We start from the raw sequence: 20,434 nt of genomic DNA on the forward strand, positions 1-20,434 counted from the left end.
GCCCCGGGAGCCCGGGACGACGGGAGTCCTACGTTGGCGAGGCGAACGCGGGGCGGGCCGGCGGAAGCGACCGGCGGCCCGCCCCGGGCCAATCCCCTAGGTAAGGACGGTGACCACATGGCCACGTACGACGAGTACGAGACCCCCGAGCTGGTCGAGGTCGGCGAGTTCTCCGAGCTGACCCTCGGCTGGGACAACCAGTGCGTCGACTGGTTCAATGGCGGCGCCTGGGTCTGCTGACCCGGCTTCACCACCTGTACCACACACCGGCCCTGACAGGCCGTTCCACCCGGTGGCGGTGGAGGGGAACCCCCTGGGGAACTCCCCTCCGCCGCCACCGGCGCGTTCACGCCCGCCGGTTCGGTCCCGGGGATGACATCCTCCGGCCCGATGTGCGCGGCCGGGGTGCCCGCCATGGTGGGGATCATGATTGAGGTACAGCGACTCACCAAACGGTACGGGGCCACCCTGGCCGTGGACGGGCTGTCGTTCACGGTCGAGCCAGGCCGTGTGACGGGCTTTCTGGGACCCAACGGGGCGGGCAAGTCCACCACCATGCGGACCATGATCGGGCTCGACCGGCCGACCTCCGGCCAGGTCCTGATCGACGGCCGGTCCTACGCTCAGCTACGCCATCCGCTGTGCGAGGTGGGCGCGTTGCTCGAAGCCAGGGGTCTGCACGGTGGCCGCAGCGCCCGCGCGCACCTGCTGGGCCTCGCCCGCAGCAACCGCATCCCCAAGCAGCGCGTGGACGAGGTCCTGGACACGGTCGGCCTCACCGACGCCGCCGACCGGCGCACCGCGGGCTTCTCCCTCGGCATGTCGCAGCGGCTCGGCGTGGCCTCCGCGCTCCTCGGCGACCCGCCCGTCCTGCTCCTGGACGAGCCGGTCAACGGACTCGACCCCGAGGGCATTCTCTGGATCCGCGGGCTGATGAAGAAACTCGCCGCGGAAGGACGCACGGTCTTCGTCTCCAGCCATCTCATGAGCGAGATGGCGCTCACCGCCGAGCACCTCATCGTCATCGGCCGGGGCAGACTCCTCGCCGACACCTCGGTCGAGCAGTTCATCGCCCGCAACTCCAACGCGTACATCCTCGTCCGCACCCCCGAACCCGAGCGCATGCGCGAGGTGCTCACCGAGGCCGGCATCCCCACCGACGACGGTCCCGACGGCACCCTCGAAGCGGTCGGCGCCTCCTCGGAGACGGTCGGCCGCCTCGCCTCCCGGCACGGCGTCACCGTCTACGAGATCAGCCCCCGCTCGGCCTCGCTGGAAGAGGCATTCATGCAACTCACCGCGGACGCCGCCGAGTACCGCGCCGACAAGGCTGACCAGGCCGACGAGGCCGACGAGGAGGTGCGCTGATCATGCCGGACACCCGCGCGGCCATCGCGTTCGAATGGACCAAGATCCGCAGTGTGCGCTCCTCTTTGTGGAGCCTCGTCCTGTGCTTCCTCACCAGCGTCCTCATCGCCCTGCTCTTCGGCTGGGTCCTGCGGGGCGCCTACGACGACATGAGCGCCCGGAGCAAGGCCGACTTCGACCCCGTCGGCTCCGGGTTCAACGGACTGCGGCTCGGGATGATCGCCCTGGTCTGCTTCGGGGTGCTCACGGTCACCGGTGAGTACAGCAGCGGCACCGTCCGCAGCTCGCTCGCGGCCGTCCCGCGGCGCGGGGTCTTCTACGCCGCCAAAATCCTCACCGGTACCGGCATCGCCTTCGTGGCCTCGGTCGTGGTCGTCCTGGTCACCTTCTTCACGGCGCAGGCCGCGATCGGCTCCGACCACAACGCCGCCCTCACCGACGACGGGGTGCTGCGCGCCGTCATCGGGTCGGTCCTCTACATGACTCTGCTGTGCGCCTTCTCAATGGGGCTGGCGACCGTGCTGCGCGGCTCCGCCCTCACCCTCGGCATCCTCGTGCCGCTGTTCTTCATGGTCTCCGAGATCCTCAACAACCTGCCCGGGGTGCAGAAGGCGGCCCAGTTCCTGCCCGACGCCGCCGGCGGGATCATCATGCGCCGGGAACCCCAGGACCACATGATCCTCACCGCCTGGAGCGGGATGGCGGTGCTCGCCGCGTGGGTGGCGCTGGCACTGCTGGGCGGATATCTGGCCCTGAAGCGGCGCGACGCCTGAACCGGCCCGTCGCCCGTCGCCCGTCGTACGGCGGTACGGCGCTTCGGCGGTATGGCAGGACCCAGTCGGGACGCCGCGCCCAGGAGCCCGGGACGGCGGGCTGCCTACCTTGTGCGTGACCAGGGGTGCTGCTGCGGCGAGCCGGCTCGCCGCAGCAGCACCTCACCGTCTGAGAAGAAGGATGGGAAACATGGGCATGAACGAGGAGACATACGAGACGCCCGAGCTCGTCGAGGTCGGCGGCTTCGCGGAGCTGACCCTGGGCGCCGGTCCGACGGACTGCGTCGACTGGTGGGGCGGGGACGCCTGGATCTGCTGACCACGCGTGTGAGGCGGTGACCACCGCCGCGCGTCAGGAGGCGGGGCGGCACCGCCCGGTGCCGCCCCGCCACCACACCGGGTGTCGGGGCCGACGCCTCTCGCGCGGTGGCCGAGGCCGCCGCGCGCTCGCACGCCCGCGGTGATCCGCGCGTCCTCTTGGGGGCGGGTCTGGGTGCGGTGCGTCCGGCTGAGCACGGGCTCCGCTGACAACGCGTCCGGTGAGGACGGGCCCCGCTGATGACGCTTACCGGTGAGAACGCGCTGAAAGCGCGCCTGGCTGAGCCTCGTCCCATCGAGATCCCCCGGTCGAGACCTCGTCCGGGTGAGGACGTGCCCTGCTGAACGTGCCTCGCCGAGGGCCCGCTCCGCTGCACAAGCGCCTGGTTGAGAACTCGTCGGCTGGGATCTCCTCCCGCGGAGACCCGCCCGGTCGAGGCCCCCTCAGGGTGCGGCGCATGGCCGAAGATCCGCCCGCTCGCCCGCAGTCCGACCGAAGAAGGGGACATGGAGTTTCTGATCCTGCCCGACTGCCCGGAGGCCGAGCCCATCGCCCGCGCGGTGGCCGCGCCCGGCGTGCGGACCGTCACCCACGCCTCGGGCCGGCCCTGGGTGATCGGCCGCTGGGAGGACACGGAATGCGTCCTCGCCGAGGGCGCCCGCAACCGGCTCCTGCTCCTCGGGCCCACCCGCGCCGACCCCGGCGCCGTCGGCCGTCTGCTGGCGCGCGCACACACGCCCCACGACCTCGACGCACTGAGCCGCTCCCTGCCCGGCAGCTGCCACCTGGCCGCCTCGTTCGACGGCCGCACCCGCACCCAGGGCTCCCTCTCCACCGCCCGGCACGTCTTCCACGCGCGGATCGGCGGCGTCACCGTGGCCGCGGACAGCCCGAGCGGCCTGACCGCCCTCATGGAGACGCGCCTGGACGAGGACACCCTCGCCCTCCAGCTGCTCCTCCCCGTCCCCTGGCCGCTCGCCGCACGGACCATGTGGACCGGCGTCCACTCCCTCGGCTTCGGCTGCTGGCTCGACACACGGCCCGACGGCGAGGCGCGCGAGGTCTCCTGGTGGACACCGCCCGACCCCGAGGTCCCCATCGCCAGAGCGGCCCACACCATCCGCGAAGCTCTCGTCTCCTCCGTGGCCGCTCGCGCCGCGGGCCAGGACGTCATCGGAGCCGACCTGTCCGGGGGCCTGGACTCCACGAGCCTCTGCTTCCTCGCCGACGCGACCGACGCCCGTCTGCTCACCCACCACTGGGAACCGATGGATCGCGCCAACGCCGACGGGAAGTGGGCCAGACGGGCAGCCGAGCTCATGCCGACCGCCCGCCACCGCTTCGTCGACGCCGAGCAGGGGCCGCTCTGGTACGAGGCCGCGCCCGACCTCGAGGGCGCGAGCGACGACGTAGAGGGCCCCCTCGTGTGGACCCGCAACCGGGCCCACACCGAGAGCCTCGCCCGCACCGTCCGGGCCGACGGCGTCACCCGGCACCTCATCGGTGTCGGCGGCGACGAACTCTTCGGCGTATCACCCCAGTTCGGCTGGTCCCTGATCCGCAGCGACCCGCTGCGCGGGATACGGACCATGCGCCGCTTCCGTTCCCTCAACCGCTGGCCGCTCGGCGCCACCGTCCGTTCGCTCGCAGACCGCAGCGCCTTCGCGGCCACCCTGGCCCGCGCCGCCCGCGACGTCGACGCGCCGTCGGCTCCCCGCTTCACCCCGCCGACCGGCTGGGGACGCGGTGACCCGCGGATGCCCGACTGGGCCACCCCCGACGCCGTCGCGACCGTCCGCCGCCTGTTGCGCGAGACCGCCGCCCGGCGCCCCGAGCCGCTGCACCCCGACCGGCTCCAGCACCAGACGCTGGAGGTCACCGTGCTCAGCGGGCACGCCGCCCGCCAGCTCAACCGCTCCCTGCGCCCCCTGGACATCACGTTCGAGTCACCCTTCCTGGACGACCGCGTGCTGGAGGCGGCCCTCTCGTTGCGCGTCGCCGACCGGGTGGTGCCCGGCCGGTACAAGCCGGCCCTCACCGCCGCCCTGCGCCCGGTCGTTCCCGACGCCGTGCTCGACCGCCGCGACAAGGGCGCCTTCGGCCAGGAGGTGTACGAGGGGCTGCTCCGCAACCGCGAGCGCATCGCCGGACTCTGCGACGACCTGTGCCTGGCCGCTCGCGGGCTCGTCGACCCCGCCGCCCTGCGCGCCGCGCTGTACCGGCCCACCCCCGACACCCGCGCGCTCGGCCCCTTCGAGAACACCCTCGCGTGCGAGACCTGGCTGCGGTCACCGAGTGCCGTCGCCCCACTCGCCGCGACTCCCACCCAAGGACGCCGATGACCTACACCCTGGAACCCGAAGTGATCGCCACCGACGTCGAGGACGGCATCGTCCTCCTCGACCAGCGCACCGGCCGCTATTTCCAGCTCAACCGTTCCGGCGCGACCACCCTGCGGCTGCTCCTCGACGGCAACTCGCCCGACCGGGCCGCCGAGACACTCGCCGCCGGCCGCCCCGCGGCCGTCGGTCGCGCCCGCGTCGACGTCAGTGCCCTGCTGGAATCCCTGCTGAAGGCACGGCTGGTGGTGCGCTCATGAGCATGCCCGTCGTCTCCGAACGGTCCGGCCGGATCAGCTGGCACCGACACCTCACCGCCCGCTGTGCGGTCGGCGCGGCCCACCTGCTCGCCAAGGTGCCGCCAAGCCGGCTGCGCCGCCTTCTGCGGACCGTTTCCCGCGGCTCCCGGCCCGCCACCGCCGCCCAGACCCTGGACGCCCGCACCTCCGTGGTGTCGGTGAGCGCCTGGTGCGCCGGACAGGGCTGCCTGGAGCGGTCCATCGCCACTGTCCTGCTGTGCAGGCTGCACGGTACGTGGCCGGACTGGTGCACCGGCGTGCGCACCCGGCCCTTCCGCGCCCACGCCTGGGTCGAGGCGGAGGGGCGGCCGGTCGGCGAGCCCGAGGACACCGGACTGTTTCGCGCCATGATCAGCGTCCGCCACCCCGCCACGGAGCAGCCCCGATGAGCGGCCGGACCGCCGTCCTCGTGGAGGGGCTGCGCAAGACCTACGGCACCCACGAGGCCGTCGTCGACCTGGACCTCTCGGTGGCCGCCGGCCAGACCTACGGTTTCCTCGGCCCCAACGGGGCGGGCAAGAGCACCACCATCGGCATGCTCTGCACCCTGATCCGGCCCTCGGCCGGGCGGGCCGAGGTCGCCGGGCACGACATCTCCCGCGAGCCCGACGCCGTGCGCCGCGGCATCGGGCTCGTCTTCCAGGAGTCCACCCTGGACGGCGAGCTGACGGCCGAGGAGAACCTCCGCTTCCAGGCGGACCTGTTCGGCATGCCCCGGCCCTTGGCCCGCCGCACCATCGCCGACCTCCTCGACCTCGTCGAGCTGACGCCGCGCAAGGACTCGCCCGTGCGCACGTACTCGGGCGGCATGCGGCGCCGGCTGGAGATCGCCCGCGGGCTGCTGCACACGCCCAGGGTGCTCTTCCTCGACGAGCCGACCACCGGCCTGGACCCCCAGACCCGGGTGGCCATCTGGGAGCACCTGCACCGGCTGCGCGCCGAGCAGGAGATCACCGTCTTCCTCACCACGCACCACCTGGAGGAGGCCGAGCACTGCGACCGAATGGCGATCATGGACCGGGGGCAGCTGGTGGTGGAGGGTACGCCCGCCGGGCTGAAGGGGGTTGTCGGCGCCGACCTGGTGGTCCTGCGCACCGGGGACGACGCCGAGGCCGCCCGGGCCGTGCGTGAACGGTTCGGGATCGAGGCCGAGGCCGGCGCCGAAGGTGTCCGGCTGCGCACCCCGGACGGCGCGGGCTTCGTACCCCGCCTCTGCGCCGAACTCACCGTGCCCGTCCACGCGGTGACCGTGACTCCGCCGACTCTCGACGACGTGTTCCTGCACTACACCGGCCGCACGATCCGCGAGGCCGACGGTCCCCAGCAGCCCGCCTTCGGGCCGAGGAGGTAGCCATGGCACAGACCGACGTGCACGGCCCACCGACCACGAAAACCGGTCCGCCCGGACCTGCCCCCTGGGCCGCGCGACCTGACCGGGCCTTCACCCGCGACCTGCGCACCGTCAAGGTGCTGTGGCGCCGGGAGACCATCCGCTTCGGCCGCAACAAACTGCGTATCGCCATGGGCATGGTGACGCCGCTGATGTTCCTGCTCGTCCTCGGCACCGGGCTGAACTCCGCCCTCTCCGAGGACAGCCTGCGGGACTTCCGGGCCTTCCTCTTCCCCGGTGTGGTCCTCCTGTCGGTGCAGGCACCGGCCATCGCCGTCGGCGCGTCCATCGTGTGGGACCGGCGGTCCGGCTTCCTGCGGCAGATGCTGGTCGCCCCGGTGCGCCGCAGCGCCATCCTCGTCGGCACCTGCCTGGGCGGCGCCACCTCCGGCGCGGCCTACGGTGTGCTGGTCCTGCTTCTGGGACCCGTCGCCGATGTGCCGTACCGCCCCGGACTCCTCCTGGTACTGCTCCAGGTCGTGCTGGTGTCCTTCGCGTTCACGGCGCTCGGCGTCGCGGCGGCCGTGTGCATCCGGCGCCCCGAGACCTTCCAGGTCGCCGTCAGCCTCTGCATGATGCCGCTGTTCTTCCTGTCCGGCGCGATGTTCCCGGCCGACGGACTGCCCGGCTGGCTCGGGGCGGCGGTTCGGCTGAACCCCCTCACGTACGCCGTGGACGCGCTGCGGCGCACCATGCCGGGCGACGGCTCCGCGGCCATGGGCGACCGGGCGGCAAGCCCCGATTGGTGGGGCTGGACGCCGCCCGTGCTGGTGGAGACGGGGCTGATCGCCGCGCTCGCGGTGCTGGCCCTCGCCGTCGCGACCCGGAGGTTCTCCCGTGTGGAGTGACCCCGCGGGCCGCGGGCGCCGGGGCGGCCCGACGGGCCGGGCGCCGGGCGGACTCGTCCCGCAGGCTGTCATCCCCGCGCACGAAGCCCCGGGCGCGGGCCCGCGGTTAGGGTCGGACGATGGATCACCCCAAGGTCCGGCCGCCGCTCGGACGGCGGCTGACCCCGGCGCAGCTCATCGCCCTCGACTTCCTCGCCGCGCTCGCCTACGTGGCCTTCCTGCTGGTCCTGCGGCACACCCGGGCGATGCCCGACGACGGACCGACGGGCTGGGGTGCCGACGCACTGGTCGCCGCCACCGGAGCGCCCGTGGCGGTCCGTCGGCTGTGGCCGCTGCCGGTACTTGTGGTCACCGTGGTCAGCTCGCTCGCGGCGGTGGCCCTCGGTGTCGTCACGGACCCGTTCCTCGCCGTGGCGTTCGCTCTCTATCCGGTCGCCCTGGCCGGCCGTACGCCGAGCCGGCTGCCGCTCGCGGCGGCCGCACTCATCGGCCTCGGCGGCATGATCGCCACCGAACCCCGGAGTCCCTACACCTACTGGTGGTTGCAGGGCCCCGGTCTGATCGTGCTCGGCTGGGTGTCGATGGCGGGCTCCTGGGCGCTCGGCACCGCGGTCCGCGAACGCCGGGCCTACGCGGAGCACGCGGCCCGTGAGCTGGCGGAGCGCGCCGTCACGGAGGAACGCATGCGGATCGCCCGGGAGTTGCACGACGTCGTCGCGCACAGCATCGGGATCATCGCTGTCAAGGCGGGCGTGGCCAACCATGTGGTCGGCACGCGTCCCGAGGAGGCCGGCGACGCGTTGCGGGTCATCGAGGCCACCAGCCGGGCCGCCCTGCACGAGATGCGCCACCTGCTCGACGTCCTGCGCTCGGAGCACACCGGTGCTCTCACCGACGCCGACCTCAGCCCGGTCCCCGGCACCGCCGGACTCGCCCAACTGGTCCGCGGCGCCTCCGACGCCGGGCTGCGCGCAAGCCTGGAGGCACCCGACCTGGGCGACCTGCCGGAGGCACTCGGTCTGACGGTCTTCCGTATCGTCCAGGAAGCCCTGACCAATGCGGTCAAGCACGCGGCTCCGGCAGACTGCCGTGTCGTGATCACCAGAGACGAACGACACGTGACGATCGACGTGACCGACGACGGCGGCCCCGCCCGCCGCGGCAGCACCACGCAGGACGGCCCCGGTCGCGGCCATGGCCTGATCGGCATGCGTGAGCGGATCGCCGTCTACGACGGGGAGTTCACGGCCGGCCCGCGCCCGGAAGGCGGCTTCGCGGTCCTGGCACGGCTGCCGCTCGACTCCGTCGGGCTCGTACGGGGAGCGGCTCGGTGAGCGACGATGTGCGCGTGCTCGTCGCCGACGACCAGGCCCTGTTGCGAGGCAGCTTCCGGGTCCTCATCGACAACGAACCGGGCCTGAGTGTGGTCGGCGAGGCCGCCACCGGACGCGAGGCCGTGGAGGCGGCGGGACGTGAGCACCCCGACGTCGTCCTCATGGACGTCCGCATGCCCGAGATGGACGGCATCGAGGCCACCCGCCACATCTGCGGCACTCCCGCCACCGCCGGGGTGCGGGTCCTGATCCTGACCATGTTCGATCTGGACGCGTACGTGTACTCCGCGCTGCGCGCCGGTGCCAGCGGTTTCCTCCTCAAGGACACTCCGCCCGGCGACCTGCTCACCGGGGTGCGGCTCGTCGCCTCCGGCGAGGGGCTCCTGGCGCCCTCCGTGACCCGGCGGCTCATCGAGGAGTTCGCCCGCGGCCCCGAGCGCGAACCGCGCCCGCCGACCCGCGCCCTGGAGCGGGCCGGCATCACCGACCGCGAACGGGAAGTGCTCACCCTGGTCGCCAGGGGCCTGACCAACTCCGAGATCGCCGACCGCCTGCGGCTGAGCGTGCCCACCGTCAAGACGCACGTCAGCCATCTGCTGACCAAACTCGACAGCCGCGACCGGGCCCAACTGGTCATCGTCGCCTACGAGACGGGACTGGTGTCGGCCGGTCAGCGGTGAACTCACCCGCCTGCGGAGGCGGGTGAGGCAGACCACTCACCCGCACATCCGAAGGGACCACCATGCCGAACCCCACCCCGTCCGCCACCCGAGTCGCCGTCGTCGGCGCCGGCATCGGCGGCCTCGCCGCCGCCGGCGCCCTCCTGCGCGCCGGCCTGCGGGTGGACGTCTACGAACGGGAACCCCGACTGCGTGAAGCCGGCGTCGGGATGCACCTCGGCCCCAACGCCACCCGCATCCTGTTCCGCCTCGGCCTGGAGGAGGCGCTGCGCACGGTCGCCGTCCGTCCCGAGGCACTGGAGGTGCGCACACCGGACGGCCGCGTCCTCACCCGCCGCCCCATGGGCGACACCTGGGAGAAGGAGTACGGCGCCCCCCACCTCACGGTGCTCCGCGGCGACCTGCACACCCTGCTCGCTGACCGGGTGCCCGCCGCAGCCGTCCACCTGGGCGCGCACCTGGTCTCCTGCGACAACGCCGACGACGGTGTGCGGCTCCGGTTCGCCGACGGGCGCGAGACCTCCGCCGACCTGCTGGTCGGTGCCGACGGCGCGCACTCGGCGGTGCGCCGGACCGTGGCCGGGGCGGAGGACGTCGTCCTGTCCGGCGCGAGCGCGCTGCGCGGCCTGGTCCCCGCCGCACGGGTGCCGGGGCTGGCTCCCGACACCATGTACATGTGGGTGGGACGGGACGTGCGGCTCCTGGCCGTCCCCGTCGACGCCGGACGGCAGTTCACCTACGTCGCCCTCCTCCCGGCCACCGACGCACCCGCCGAGGAGACCTGGACGGGGCAGGGCGACCCCGCGCAGCTGGCGGCGGCCTTCGACGGCTGGCACGAGGACGTGACCGCACTCGTCCGCGCCTGCGGGACACCGGGCCGCTGGACGCTCCACGACCGCGAACCGCTGCCGCGCTGGGGCCACGGCCGCCTCACCCTCCTCGGCGACGCCGCCCACCCCATGCTCCCGCACCACGGCCAGGGCGCCGGACAGGCCCTGGAGGACGCCGTGGCCCTCGCCCACTTCCTCGACGGCACACCCGAAGGGCTGCGCCGCTACGAGGAGTTCCGCCGGCCGCACACCACCCGCGTCCAGCTCGGTGCGCGCGGCGGCGGCTCGCAGAAGGTGCGGCCCGGAGCTCCCGGAGGTCTGCGCCAGGTCGTGGAGGACACGTCCTGGGTCCACCACTACGACGTCGAGGCGGCCCTCGTGGAGTCCGGGGCCGACGCATAGCAGACGTATAGACACACGCACAGTACAACGACAGACCGTCGTATAGCCCCTCCTCCTAGCCTCCGGAACAACGAAGCCCGCAGCCAGGAGGAGGACGGCCACGTGTCGTACCACGTCGACCGACGACAGGTCCTGAAGGTCTCGCTCGGAGCGGCCGCAGCCGCAGCCACCGGAACGGTCGCCGCGCAGCCCGCCGCGGCCGCCGCGCGCCACGACGACTTCCCCGAGGTCCCCGGCATGAGCGGGGACCGCAGAGCGAACGAGTTCTGGTACCAGCTGGACCAGACGACCCTCTACAACGCCACGCAGGAGACGAAGGACGCCTACGCGGCCATCAAGGCGTACGTCGGCAACATCGAGCGCGGCATGCGCGACAAGTGGCTCGAAATGGTGGCGCAGCCGGGCTATCCGCACACCTACGCCGAGTTCATGGAGCCGATCCGGCAGCCGCTCGAAGTGCTCTCGCGCACCCAGCTCGGCGTGATGGACCGGTACTACGGCCACGACCGCCACGGACTCGTCCGGGCCTTCGGCTGGTTCGGCGAGGGAGTCCTGTACGACCCGCGCGGACAGGCCCCGTTCCTGGTGCACACCATGAACGGCACCCCCGACGTCCCGCCGCCCGGCTACCACACCTGGTACGCCTACATGCGCGCCATGATGGTGCTGGACATCGACCGCAGGCGCTGGGAACGGCTCGCCCCCGCCCTGGCCTTCGCCTGGTCGCTGCAGAGCACCGGCAGGCCCGCACAGGACAAGGTGAACCCGCCGATGCCGCGCCGCACCGTGCGTCGGCTCGCCGCCACCTGGCTGGTCAAGGACGTCCGCCGACTCGACCAGGACTTCCGGTCCTTCCCGTACCCCGAGGGGCTGAGCTGATGGCGGCCCGCCCGGCACGGCGCGAGCTGCTGAGGGCGTCCGCCGCGCTGACGGCCGGTGCCGCCCTCGCGGTGGGCGGTGCCGGAGCGGCCGTCGCGGCCACCTCCGGCCCCGAACTGCCGGAGATACCCGGCATGCTGGGCGACCGCCGCGCCAACGAGGTGTGGTACCTGCTCGACCAGGCCACGCTCTACCACCCGACCCCGGAGTTCAAGGACGCCTACTACGCGCTCGTCGCCCTCTACGGCGGCGGCTGGGACAACACGCTGCTCAACACCTGGCGCAGGATGGTCACCACCGCCGGCTACCGGCGCGACTTCACCGACTTCGTGACGCCCGCGCGGGGGCCGCTGGAGGTGATGTCGCGGGTGCAGCTGGAGGTGTTCGACACCGTCTACCGCGCCGGCGATCCCCGACTGGTGCGCGCCTTCGCCCAGTTCGCGCAGGGCGTGCTCTACGACCCGCGCACCCAGGGCCTGCACGTCATGACCGGCAAGCCGCCCGGCGGCTATCCCGTCTGGCACGTCGTCATGCGCGCCATGATGTTCCTCGGCATCGACAGCCGTCGCTGGGAGCGCTTCGCGCCCCTCAACGCCTTCGCGTGCGCGGTGCAGTTGACGGCCGAGCCTGACCTGGAGCACGTCAACGAGCCGCTGCCGGCCAGGACGGTGCGCCGGCTCGCGGCCCACTGGCTGCCGCGCGGTGTCACGCAGTTGGACCGGGACTTCCAGTCCTTCCCTTATCCGCAGCAGCCCTGAGAGTCTTGGGAGAAGGAACCATGCGCACGGGAATCTGGCTGGTCGGCGGCCGTGGCTCGGTCGCGGCAAGCACCGTGGCCGGCGCGGCGGCCGTCCGCGCGGGCGTCCTCCCCCCGGTGGGGGTGGTCAGCGAGCTCGCCGCCTTCCGGGACCTGCCGCTGCCGTCGTTCGACGACCTCGTCTTCGGTGGGCACGACCCGGCCACCGTCGGGCTCGCCAAGCGTGTCGAACGGCTCGCCGGAGACGGCGTCGTGCCGCCCGACCTGCCCGACCTGGTCCGCGCCGACCTGCAGGCCGCCGACGCCGAGATCCGACCCGGCCTCACCGACACCGGTCACCCGGCGACCACCGCGGACGAGGCGATCGACGCCCTTGCCGCCGACATCACGGACTTCCGCGGACGCACGGGCGCCGACAGCGTGGTCGTCGTCAACGTCTCCTCCACGGAAGCACCGGTGACCCCGCATCCGGCGCACGCCTCCGCCGAACTGCTCACCGCGGCCCTGCGCCGCCCCGAGGACGCCGACGTGCTGCCGGTCAGTTCCCGGTACGCCGTCGCCGCGCTGCGCGCCGGGTGCCCGTTCGTGGACTTCACCCCCTCGACAGGGGCCCGGCTGCCCGCGCTCGACCAGCTCTTCCGGGAACACGGGCTGCCGTACGCGGGAAGTGACGGCAAGACCGGTGAGACGCTGGTCAAGTCGGTCCTCGCGCCCATGTTCGCCCGGCGCGCGCTGACCGTCCGCAGCTGGTCGGGCACCAATCTGCTGGGCGGCGGTGACGGTGCCGCGCTCGCCGACCCCAGGCGGGCCGCGGCCAAGATCCGGTCCAAGGACCGACTGCTGCGCGAGCAGTTGGGCGGCCCCGTGCAAGGCGGCGTCCACATCCACGAACTGCCCGACCTCGGGGAGTGGAAGACGGCCTGGGACCACATCACCTTCGAGGGCTTCCTGGGCGCCCGCATGACCCTCCAGTTCACCTGGCAGGGCTGCGACTCCGCGCTCGCCGCCCCCCTGGTCCTGGACCTGGCGCGCTTCATGGCGCTGGCCCACCGGGCCGGGGTGAGCGGGCCCGTGCGCGAACTGGGCTTCTACTTCAAGGACCCCGTCGACGGCGACGAGCACGCCCTGGACCGGCAGTTCGACGAGCTGGTCGCCTGGTCGCACGGTCTGCCCCGGGCGCCCCGGTGACCGCGCGCGAGCGCCTCGGCGCGTACGCACGGCTGACGCGCCTGCCCGCCGGTCTCACCGTCCCTGGCGACCTCCTCGCCGGTGCCGCCGCGGGTGGGACGCCGATCGGCACCCGCCTGCTGGGGCCGGTCGCCTCGTCCCTGTGCCTGTACTGGGGCGGCATGGCCCTCAACGACTACGTCGACCGGGAGGTGGACGCCCGCGAACGGCCGGACCGCCCGGTACCGTCCGGTGCGATCAGCCCCACCGCCGCCCTCACGACCGCCACCGCCCTGACCGCGGCGGGCCTCGGCCTCACGGCCCTGGCAGAAGGACGCCGTGGCCTGTGCACGGCCGTTCCCCTCACGGTGGCGATCTGGACCTACGACCTTCTCGCCAAGGGGCACCCCACCGCCGGCCCTCTCGTGATGGCCACGACCCGTGCCCTCGACGTCTTGCGCGGTGCCGGCCCCGGCCGGCTGACCACGGCCCTGCCGACGGCTCTGCTCAGCGCGGTCCACACGGCCGCGGTGACCACGCTGAGCCGTCATGAGGCTGCGCCCGGGACAGGCACCCCGGCCGACGCGGGGGAGGGACCGGGCCGTGCGCGGAGTCCGCGTGTGCCGAGGACACCGCACGGGTCCCGGACTCGCGGGGACGGCCTCGCCGGTGCGGGAGGCACCGGAGCCGTAGTTCCTGCGGGCGGTCGCATCGGCGCCGGAGACAGGGCCGAAAGCCCCGACGGCGCCCCGGAGCCCGCTCTCGCCGAGCAGCCGGCCGGCCCCGCCGCCTTCACCAGCCCCGATCCGTCACCCGGTCCCGGCCCCGGCGACGCGTCCAGGCGGCCCGCCCGGGACGCCGTCCTCGGATCCCTCGGCGCCACCGCGGCCGTCACCCTGGGCATCGGCCTGACGGCGAAGGACGCCGGGCGGCCGGACCGGATCGTCGCCGGAGGGCTCGCCCTCGGATTCCTGGCCGCCGCGGGGGCAGCGCCGCTCGCCGCCCTACGCAAGCCCACCCCGTACCGCGTGCGCCGAGCGGTCGCCGCGGGGATCCAGGCGATGGTGCCTCTCCAGTCCGCGCTCGCGGCCGCGGCCGGCCGCAGTGGAGCCGGGCTGGTCCTGCTCGCCGCCTATCCGCCGGCCCGGCGCCTGAGTCGAAAGGTCTCCCCGACATGAGCCGACGCACTCTGACATTCGCCTACGGAACCAACGGATTCGGCGACCACACCCTCGACGAGACCCTCGACGTGGTGGCCGGTCTCGGGTACGGCGGCGTCTCCCTCACCCTGGACCGCCGCCACCTCGACCCGTTCGCCGACGGCCTCGACGGGCGGCTCGCACACCTGCGCCGACGGCTCGACGTCCTCGGTCTCGACGCGGTCGTGGAGACCGGCGGCCGCTACCTCCTGGACCCCTGGAACAAGCACCACCCCACCTTCTTCGACGAAGGCCGCGAAGTCCGCGTGGACCTGCTGCTCCGGGCCGTTCGCATCGCCGCCCGGCTGGAACTGCCCGTGGTCTCCCTCTGGAGCGGGATCCGACCGCCCGAAATCGGCGAGGACACCGCCTGGAACCACCTGGTGGCCGCTTTGGAGACCCTCGCAGACGAGGCCGCAGGGCATGGCGTACGCCTCGGATTCGAGCCGGAGCCGGGCATGTTCGTCGACACCCTCGACCGCTTCGACGAACTCCGTGCCCGGCTCGGCGACCATCCCGCGCTCGGCCTCACCCTCGACATCGGGCACTGTCGCTGCCTCGAACCCCAGCCGGTCCCCGACTGCGTGCGACGGGCCGCGCCCCACCTGGTCCACGTCCAGATCGAGGACATGTGCCGCGGCACGCACGAGCACCTGGAGTTCGGACACGGCGAGATCGACTTCCCGCCCGTCCTCGGCGCCCTCCTGGAGACGGGATATCAGGGCCTGGTCTCCGTGGAGTTGCCCCGGCACAGCCATGCCGCCCCGTCGACGGCCCGGCGTTCGCTGGCCTTCCTGCGCGCCGCGGAACAGGGCGCCGACACCGTCGACGCGCTGTGGGACCGCGTGCCCGGCGGCGCCGCCCGCTGGGTACGCGAGGCCCAGCACACCCTCGCCGTCGCCCCGGACGCGCTGGCGGAACTCTTCCCCGCCGTGGGCCGCAGGTGCGGGCGCGGTCCGCTGCCGGGCACGGCGGAGCCGTACGGCTGGACCGTGGACGACGCCGCCCGCACCCTGCTCCTCGACGCGCCCGCCCTGCGCGACGGCGAACTGCCCGCTCGCCTCACCGAGGTGTACCGGCACGGGGATGCCGCCGAACGACGCGGCGTACTGCGGGCGCTGCCGCTCCTCGACCGCTCCGGCCGGCTCGGGGTCGCGGCGCTGCCCCTGGTCCACGACGCGCTGCGCACCAACGACCCGAGGCTGATCGCCGCCGCGCTGGACACCGCCCCCGGTGCCCCGGGATACGCGGCCCGCCACCTCGACGACCATGCCTTCCGACAGGCCGTCCTCAAGTGCGTGTTCACCGGTATCCCGCTGGCCAGGATCGCCGGCCTTCCCGACCGCACCGACGCCGAACTGCTGCGCATGATGCGGGCGTACGCGGACGAACGCCGCACCGCGGGCCGCGACGTGGCTCACGACGTCGAGGACTTCCTGGCCACCTTCGGCACCGAGGACGTCCGCCACCCGGCCCCGGTCCATCACTGAGGCCCCGCACACCATCGACGTCACCCCCGCCACCGAGCACCACCCACCGACCCCAGGGAGTGAGCGCGCCCGTGCGCATCTTCGATCCCCACATCCACATGACCTCCCGCACCACCGACGACTACGAGGCGATGGCCGCGGCCGGCGTCCGTGCCCTCGTGGAGCCCGCGTTCTGGCTCGGCCAGCCCCGCACCGGCGTCGGGACCTTCGCCGACTACTTCGACGCGCTGCTCGGCTGGGAGCCGCACCGCGCCTCGCAGTTCGGCATCCGTCACCACTGCGCGCTCGCCCTCAACCCGAAGGAGGCGGGCGACCCGCGCCTCACGGGCGTCCTGGACCTGCTTCCGCGCTACCTCGCCAAGGACGGCGTCGTCGCCGTCGGGGAGATCGGCTACGACTCCATGACGCCGGCGGAGGACGATGCCTTCGCCCGGCAGCTCGAACTCGCCCTGCGGCACGGCCTCCCGGTGCTGGTCCACACCCCGCACCGCGACAAGGCGACCGGAACCCGTCGTACCCTCGACGTCGTCCGGGAATCCGGCATCGACCCGGAGTTCGTCGTCGTGGACCACCTCACGGAGGCGACGGTCGGCATGGTCGCGGACAGCGGCTGCTGGATGGGCTTCTCCGTCTATCCGCGCACGAAGATGAGCGAGCGGCGCATGGTGGACATCCTCGGCCGGTACGGCACCGAGCGGATGCTCGTGAACTCGGCGGCCGACTGGGGCCACAGCGACCCGCTGAAGACCCGGGCCACGGGCGACGCCATGCTCGCCGCCGGGTTCGACGCGGACGACGTCGACCGGGTGCTGTGGCGCAACCCGGTCGCCTTCTACGGACAGAGCGGGCGCCTCGACCTGGAACCGGCCGCCGGCACCGAAGCCGCCCCGGCAGCCGACGACGGGGCCGCCCCCGCTCCCGTGGCCGCCCCCGCTCCCGTGGCCGCCTACGCGGGCAACTCCCTCGCCCGCGGCGGCGAGTGACCGCGGAGGTCCGATGCGCTTCACCCACCCGGACGGCACCACCGTCCACCTCGCCTACTGCACCAACGTGCATCCCGCCGAGACCCTCGACGGTGTCCTCGCCCAGCTCAACCGCTACGCCGAACCGGTGCGCCGCCGCCTCGGCCACGACCGGCTCGGCCTCGGACTGTGGCTCTCCCGCCCAGCCGTCACCGAACTGACCACCGACCCCGGCGCGGTGGCCCGGCTGCGCGGCGAGCTGGACGCCCGGGGCCTGGAGGTCGTCACCCTCAACGCCTTCCCCTACCGCGGCTTCCACGACCGCGCGGTGAAGAAGTCCGTGTACCGGCCCGACTGGTCCGAGCCCGCCCGGCTGGAGCACACCCTCGACTGCGCCCGGGTGCTGGCCGGGCTGCTGCCCGACGACGCCGCCCGCGGCTCGGTGTCCACCCTTCCGCTCGCCTGGCGGGAACCGTGGACGACCGACCGCGCCGACCGCATCGGCCGTCACCTCGACCGGCTGGCCCAGGGCCTGGCAGCGCTGGCCGCCGACACCGGCCGTACCGTGCGGGTCGGTTTCGAACCCGAACCCGGCTGCGTGATCGAGAACACTGACCAGGCCGCACGCCTGCTCGCCGACGTCGATCCACGATGGCTCGGCGTGTGCCTCGACACCTGTCACACCGCCGTCGGCTTCGAGGACGCGTCGGCCGCCTGCGCCCGGCTGGGTGCCGCCGGGCTGCCCGTCGTCAAGGCGCAGGTCTCCTGTGCGCTGGCCGTCGACGACCCGCGGGACCCGGCCGCGCGCGCCGCTCTCTGGGAGTTCGCCGAGCCCCGCTTCCTCCACCAGACCCGCGAGTCGCTGCGCGGGAGGCTGCTGGCCGTCGACGACCTGCCCGACGCGCTGGGCGGAGCGCTGCCCGGCGCGGGCCCCTGGCGCGTCCACTTCCACACCCCGCTGCACGCCGCCCCCAGCCCCCCGCTGCGCTCCACCGGGGACGAACTGCTCGCCGCGCTGGAAACCCTGGTCGGCGGCCCGGCCGCGCTCACCGACCACCTGGAGGTGGAGACGTACACCTGGTCGGTGCTGCCCGGCAGTACCGGCCCCGGTGCCCGGCAGAGCGATCTCGTCGACGGCATCGCCGCCGAACTCGCCTGGGCGCGTGACGCATTGGCCCGGCTCGGGCTCAAGGACGGAGACACGAGGTGACCCCGGTGAACCGACTGCTGGTACTCGACGTCGTGGGGCTCACCCCGCGGCTCCTCTCCCACATGCCCCACCTGCGCGCCCTCGGCGAACGCGGGTTCCGGGCCCGCCTGGACCCCGTGCTGCCCGCGGTCACCTGCACTGTCCAGTCCACCCTGCTCACCGGGGAGACCCCGGATGCGCACGGTGCGGTGGCCAACGGCTGGTACTTCCGCGACCTCGGCGAGGTGCTGCTGTGGCGCCAGCACAACCGGCTCGTCGGCGGGGAGAAGATCTGGGAGACCGCCCGCCGACTGGCCCCCGGCTACACCGTCGCCAACGTGTGCTGGTGGTACGCCATGGGAGCCGACGTCCACTGGACCGTCACCCCGCGCCCCGTCTACCACGCCGACGGGCGCAAGGAGCCCGACTGCTACACCCACCCGCCTGCCCTGCACGACGAACTCACCGATCTGCTCGGGGAGTTCCCGCTCTTCCGGTTCTGGGGACCCACGGCGGACATCGCGTCCTCGCGCTGGATCACCGACGCCGCCCGCCACATCCTGCGCACCCGCCGCCCCGACCTCAGCCTGGTCTACGTCCCCCACCTCGACTACGACCTCCAGCGGTACGGCCCGGACAGCCGACAGGCGATCTCCGCCGCACGTCTGCTGGACCGCACCCTCGCCCCGCTCCTCGACGACGCCCGCCGTGCCGGAGCGACCACGGTCGCGCTCAGCGAATACGGGATCACCGAGGTCTCCCGGCCGGTGGACATCAACCGCGCCCTCAGGCGTGCGGGCCTGCTCGCCGTCCACAGCCAGGCCGGCATGGAGTACCTCGACCCGTGGACGTCCCGGGCGTTCGCCGTCGCCGACCACCAGGTCGCCCATGTGTATGTCGCCGATCCCGCGGACCTGCCCGCCGTACGGAAGGTGCTGGAGCCGCTGCCCGGCCTCGCCGCCCTCCTGGGAGGCGCCGCCCGCAAGGAACACGGCCTCGACCATCCGCGCTCCGGGGAGCTGGTCGCCCTGGCGGAACCGGACGCCTGGTTCACGTATTACTACTGGCTGGAGGACGAACGCGCCCCGGACTTCGCCCGGACGGTCGACATTCACCGCAAACCCGGTTACGACCCGGCCGAGTTGCTCTTCGACCACACCGATCGCCTGGTCAAGCTGCGGGCGGCCGGTGCGCTGGCCCGCAAGCGTCTGGGGATGCGCTATCTGATGGACGTGGTGTCCCTCGACCCCTCCCGGGTGCGCGGCAGCCACGGACTGCTGCCCGCCCACGCCGACGACGGCCCGGTCCTGCTCTGCGACGCGCCCATGGCCCATCGGCCCCGGATCGCCGCGACCGAGGTCAAGGAGCTGCTGCTGCGCCTGGCAGGGCTGCGGCACGACTCACCGGATCGTCCAGCGCCAGCCCACCGCTGAGGACGGCATGGTGCGTGGCGGTCAGTGCGGGGCCCGGGTCGACGCCCAGCTCCTCGGCGAGCAGCCGCCGGCCCTCCTGGTAGACGGCGAGCGCCTCCGCCTGCCGCTCGCACCGGTACAGCGCGGTCATCCACTGGGCCCGCAGCCGCTCACGCAGCGGGAACCGGGCCACCAGGCCCGTGAGTTCGGCGACCAGCTGCCGGTGCTCACCGAGAGCCAGTTCGGCCTCCAGGCGACTCTCCAGGGCGGTCATCCGCGCCTCGTCGAGTTGCGGCGTCTCGGCCGCCTGGAGCTGGTCGGTGACCCCGCCCAGGGAAGGCCCTCGCCACAGGTCCAGGGCGGCGCGGAGCAACCGGGCAGCCGCGTCGGGCCGGTTCTCGCGCAGGGCCTGGTGACCGGCGCGGGACAACCGGTGGAACTCGGCGGCGTCGAACACCGCGTCCCGGATGCCCAGCCGGTAACCGGCCGGTTCGCGGACGAGCTCGACGGCGGTGCCGAGGCGCTGCCGCAGCCGTGAGACGTAGGTGTAGAGCTGTGCGCTCACCGTCGCGGGGGGCCGCTGACCCCACAGGAGCGCGGTGAGGCGTTCGTCGGACAGGACATCTCCGCGGGCCAGCAGCAGCGCGGCCAGCAAGGTCCGCTGCTTGCGGCCCGGGATCGCGATCTCCCGGCCGTCGGTACGGACCCGCAGCGGCCCCAGGATGCCGAATTCCACTCTTTCTCCCACCCGTTGATCGTGCGTGCCGGCACCGCAGGCGGCAGCCGTGCCGTGGCGA

The 20,434-nt window shown here is 73.4% G+C and carries 21 protein-coding genes; 20 read left to right on the plus strand and 1 reads right to left on the minus strand.

Annotation, left to right across the window (positions count from 1 at the left end; genetic code table 11):
• Nucleotides 1–117 precede the first annotated feature (117 nt).
• The 20 genes from H293_RS57725 to H293_RS0139010 all read left to right on the plus strand — a co-directional run bounded on the left by H293_RS57725 (nucleotide 118) and on the right by H293_RS0139010 (nucleotide 19,658).
• Nucleotides 118–240, plus strand: coding sequence for a lasso RiPP family leader peptide-containing protein (locus tag H293_RS57725; protein WP_020123197.1), 123 nt, complete (start codon nucleotides 118–120; stop codon nucleotides 238–240).
• 186 nt (nucleotides 241–426) lie between these two features.
• A complete protein-coding gene (locus tag H293_RS50920; protein ID WP_051138221.1) occupies nucleotides 427–1,368 on the plus strand; it encodes an ABC transporter ATP-binding protein in 942 nt (313 codons plus the stop codon).
• Nucleotides 1,369–1,370: 2 nt separating this feature from the next.
• Nucleotides 1,371–2,141, plus strand: a complete 771-nt coding sequence (locus tag H293_RS0138925; RefSeq protein WP_020123199.1) for an ABC transporter permease — start codon at nucleotides 1,371–1,373, stop codon at nucleotides 2,139–2,141.
• A gap of 196 nt (nucleotides 2,142–2,337) precedes the next feature.
• Nucleotides 2,338–2,460: a lasso RiPP family leader peptide-containing protein gene (locus tag H293_RS57730; RefSeq protein WP_259294629.1), complete on the plus strand. Its 123-nt coding sequence runs from the start codon at nucleotides 2,338–2,340 to the stop codon at nucleotides 2,458–2,460.
• 506 nt (nucleotides 2,461–2,966) lie between these two features.
• Nucleotides 2,967–4,802, plus strand: coding sequence for an asparagine synthase-related protein (locus H293_RS50925; RefSeq protein WP_020123201.1), 1,836 nt, complete (start codon nucleotides 2,967–2,969; stop codon nucleotides 4,800–4,802).
• Nucleotides 4,799–5,059 (plus strand): lasso peptide biosynthesis PqqD family chaperone, encoded by a 261-nt coding sequence (locus H293_RS0138940; RefSeq protein WP_020123202.1) that lies wholly within the window; start codon nucleotides 4,799–4,801, stop codon nucleotides 5,057–5,059. Before H293_RS50925 ends, H293_RS0138940 begins: the two co-directional genes overlap by 4 nt.
• On the plus strand, nucleotides 5,056–5,487 hold the full coding sequence (locus H293_RS0138945; protein ID WP_020123203.1) for a lasso peptide biosynthesis B2 protein: 432 nt from the start codon (nucleotides 5,056–5,058) through the stop codon (nucleotides 5,485–5,487). Before H293_RS0138940 ends, H293_RS0138945 begins: the two co-directional genes overlap by 4 nt.
• Nucleotides 5,484–6,449 carry a daunorubicin resistance protein DrrA family ABC transporter ATP-binding protein gene (locus H293_RS0138950; protein ID WP_020123204.1) on the plus strand — a complete coding sequence of 322 codons (966 nt, stop codon included), beginning with the start codon at nucleotides 5,484–5,486 and terminating at the stop codon, nucleotides 6,447–6,449. Before H293_RS0138945 ends, H293_RS0138950 begins: the two co-directional genes overlap by 4 nt.
• A 2-nt stretch (nucleotides 6,450–6,451) precedes the next feature.
• Nucleotides 6,452–7,336 carry an ABC transporter permease gene (locus H293_RS0138955; RefSeq protein ID WP_020123205.1) on the plus strand — a complete coding sequence of 295 codons (885 nt, stop codon included), beginning with the start codon at nucleotides 6,452–6,454 and terminating at the stop codon, nucleotides 7,334–7,336.
• A gap of 119 nt (nucleotides 7,337–7,455) precedes the next feature.
• The gene (locus tag H293_RS0138960; RefSeq protein WP_020123206.1) at nucleotides 7,456–8,670 is read left to right on the plus strand and encodes a sensor histidine kinase; all 1,215 of its coding nucleotides are present in this window, start codon (nucleotides 7,456–7,458) and stop codon (nucleotides 8,668–8,670) included.
• Nucleotides 8,667–9,350, plus strand: coding sequence for a response regulator (locus H293_RS0138965; protein ID WP_020123207.1), 684 nt, complete (start codon nucleotides 8,667–8,669; stop codon nucleotides 9,348–9,350). Before H293_RS0138960 ends, H293_RS0138965 begins: the two co-directional genes overlap by 4 nt.
• Before the next feature lie 62 nt (nucleotides 9,351–9,412).
• A complete protein-coding gene (locus H293_RS0138970; protein ID WP_020123208.1) occupies nucleotides 9,413–10,582 on the plus strand; it encodes an FAD-dependent monooxygenase in 1,170 nt (389 codons plus the stop codon).
• Nucleotides 10,583–10,684: 102 nt separating this feature from the next.
• Nucleotides 10,685–11,461, plus strand: a complete 777-nt coding sequence (locus H293_RS0138975; RefSeq protein WP_020123209.1) for a twin-arginine translocation signal domain-containing protein — start codon at nucleotides 10,685–10,687, stop codon at nucleotides 11,459–11,461.
• Nucleotides 11,461–12,219 (plus strand): hypothetical protein, encoded by a 759-nt coding sequence (locus tag H293_RS0138980; protein WP_020123210.1) that lies wholly within the window; start codon nucleotides 11,461–11,463, stop codon nucleotides 12,217–12,219. The genes H293_RS0138975 and H293_RS0138980 overlap by 1 nt, the downstream gene beginning before the upstream one ends.
• Before the next feature lie 20 nt (nucleotides 12,220–12,239).
• Nucleotides 12,240–13,406 carry an inositol-3-phosphate synthase gene (locus tag H293_RS0138985; protein ID WP_020123211.1) on the plus strand — a complete coding sequence of 389 codons (1,167 nt, stop codon included), beginning with the start codon at nucleotides 12,240–12,242 and terminating at the stop codon, nucleotides 13,404–13,406.
• The gene (locus tag H293_RS0138990) at nucleotides 13,403–14,563 is read left to right on the plus strand and encodes a UbiA family prenyltransferase (RefSeq protein WP_020123212.1); all 1,161 of its coding nucleotides are present in this window, start codon (nucleotides 13,403–13,405) and stop codon (nucleotides 14,561–14,563) included. Before H293_RS0138985 ends, H293_RS0138990 begins: the two co-directional genes overlap by 4 nt.
• Entirely contained in the window at nucleotides 14,560–16,074 is a 1,515-nt protein-coding gene (locus H293_RS50930; protein ID WP_020123213.1) for an EboA domain-containing protein, read from the plus strand. The genes H293_RS0138990 and H293_RS50930 overlap by 4 nt, the downstream gene beginning before the upstream one ends.
• 71 nt (nucleotides 16,075–16,145) lie before the next feature.
• Complete coding sequence (locus H293_RS0139000; RefSeq protein ID WP_020123214.1) at nucleotides 16,146–17,057, plus strand: TatD family hydrolase; 912 nt, start codon at nucleotides 16,146–16,148, stop codon at nucleotides 17,055–17,057.
• 13 nt (nucleotides 17,058–17,070) lie between these two features.
• The gene (eboE, locus tag H293_RS0139005; RefSeq protein ID WP_020123215.1) at nucleotides 17,071–18,246 is read left to right on the plus strand and encodes a metabolite traffic protein EboE; all 1,176 of its coding nucleotides are present in this window, start codon (nucleotides 17,071–17,073) and stop codon (nucleotides 18,244–18,246) included.
• Nucleotides 18,243–19,658 carry an alkaline phosphatase family protein gene (locus H293_RS0139010; RefSeq protein ID WP_020123216.1) on the plus strand — a complete coding sequence of 472 codons (1,416 nt, stop codon included), beginning with the start codon at nucleotides 18,243–18,245 and terminating at the stop codon, nucleotides 19,656–19,658. Before eboE ends, H293_RS0139010 begins: the two co-directional genes overlap by 4 nt.
• Here the strand turns inward: H293_RS0139010 and H293_RS0139015 are convergent.
• On the minus strand, nucleotides 19,585–20,373 hold the full coding sequence (locus tag H293_RS0139015; RefSeq protein WP_020123217.1) for an AfsR/SARP family transcriptional regulator: 789 nt from the start codon (nucleotides 20,371–20,373) through the stop codon (nucleotides 19,585–19,587). The two genes, H293_RS0139010 and H293_RS0139015, sit on opposite strands and share 74 nt — an antisense overlap.
• Nucleotides 20,374–20,434: the final 61 nt, after the last annotated feature.

Source organism: Streptomyces canus 299MFChir4.1 (assembly GCF_000383615.1).
In the GTDB taxonomy this organism is placed as follows: Bacteria; Actinomycetota; Actinomycetes; order Streptomycetales; family Streptomycetaceae; genus Streptomyces; species Streptomyces canus_C.

What these genes read in the sequence shown, in the direction of transcription:
- H293_RS57725 (WP_020123197.1), top strand. Translation starts at nt 118, where the DNA reads ATGGCCACGTACGACGAGTACGAGACCCCCGAGCTGGTCGAGGTCGGC.
- H293_RS50920 (WP_051138221.1), top strand. Translation starts at nt 427, where the DNA reads ATGATTGAGGTACAGCGACTCACCAAACGGTACGGGGCCACCCTGGCC.
- H293_RS0138925 (WP_020123199.1), top strand. Translation starts at nt 1,371, where the DNA reads ATGCCGGACACCCGCGCGGCCATCGCGTTCGAATGGACCAAGATCCGC.
- H293_RS57730 (WP_259294629.1), top strand. Translation starts at nt 2,338, where the DNA reads ATGAACGAGGAGACATACGAGACGCCCGAGCTCGTCGAGGTCGGCGGC.
- H293_RS50925 (WP_020123201.1), top strand. Translation starts at nt 2,967, where the DNA reads ATGGAGTTTCTGATCCTGCCCGACTGCCCGGAGGCCGAGCCCATCGCC.
- H293_RS0138940 (WP_020123202.1), top strand. Translation starts at nt 4,799, where the DNA reads ATGACCTACACCCTGGAACCCGAAGTGATCGCCACCGACGTCGAGGAC.
- H293_RS0138945 (WP_020123203.1), top strand. Translation starts at nt 5,056, where the DNA reads ATGAGCATGCCCGTCGTCTCCGAACGGTCCGGCCGGATCAGCTGGCAC.
- H293_RS0138950 (WP_020123204.1), top strand. Translation starts at nt 5,484, where the DNA reads ATGAGCGGCCGGACCGCCGTCCTCGTGGAGGGGCTGCGCAAGACCTAC.
- H293_RS0138955 (WP_020123205.1), top strand. Translation starts at nt 6,452, where the DNA reads ATGGCACAGACCGACGTGCACGGCCCACCGACCACGAAAACCGGTCCG.
- H293_RS0138960 (WP_020123206.1), top strand. Translation starts at nt 7,456, where the DNA reads ATGGATCACCCCAAGGTCCGGCCGCCGCTCGGACGGCGGCTGACCCCG.
- H293_RS0138970 (WP_020123208.1), top strand. Translation starts at nt 9,413, where the DNA reads ATGCCGAACCCCACCCCGTCCGCCACCCGAGTCGCCGTCGTCGGCGCC.
- H293_RS0138980 (WP_020123210.1), top strand. Translation starts at nt 11,461, where the DNA reads ATGGCGGCCCGCCCGGCACGGCGCGAGCTGCTGAGGGCGTCCGCCGCG.
- H293_RS0138985 (WP_020123211.1), top strand. Translation starts at nt 12,240, where the DNA reads ATGCGCACGGGAATCTGGCTGGTCGGCGGCCGTGGCTCGGTCGCGGCA.
- H293_RS50930 (WP_020123213.1), top strand. Translation starts at nt 14,560, where the DNA reads ATGAGCCGACGCACTCTGACATTCGCCTACGGAACCAACGGATTCGGC.
- eboE (WP_020123215.1), top strand. Translation starts at nt 17,071, where the DNA reads ATGCGCTTCACCCACCCGGACGGCACCACCGTCCACCTCGCCTACTGC.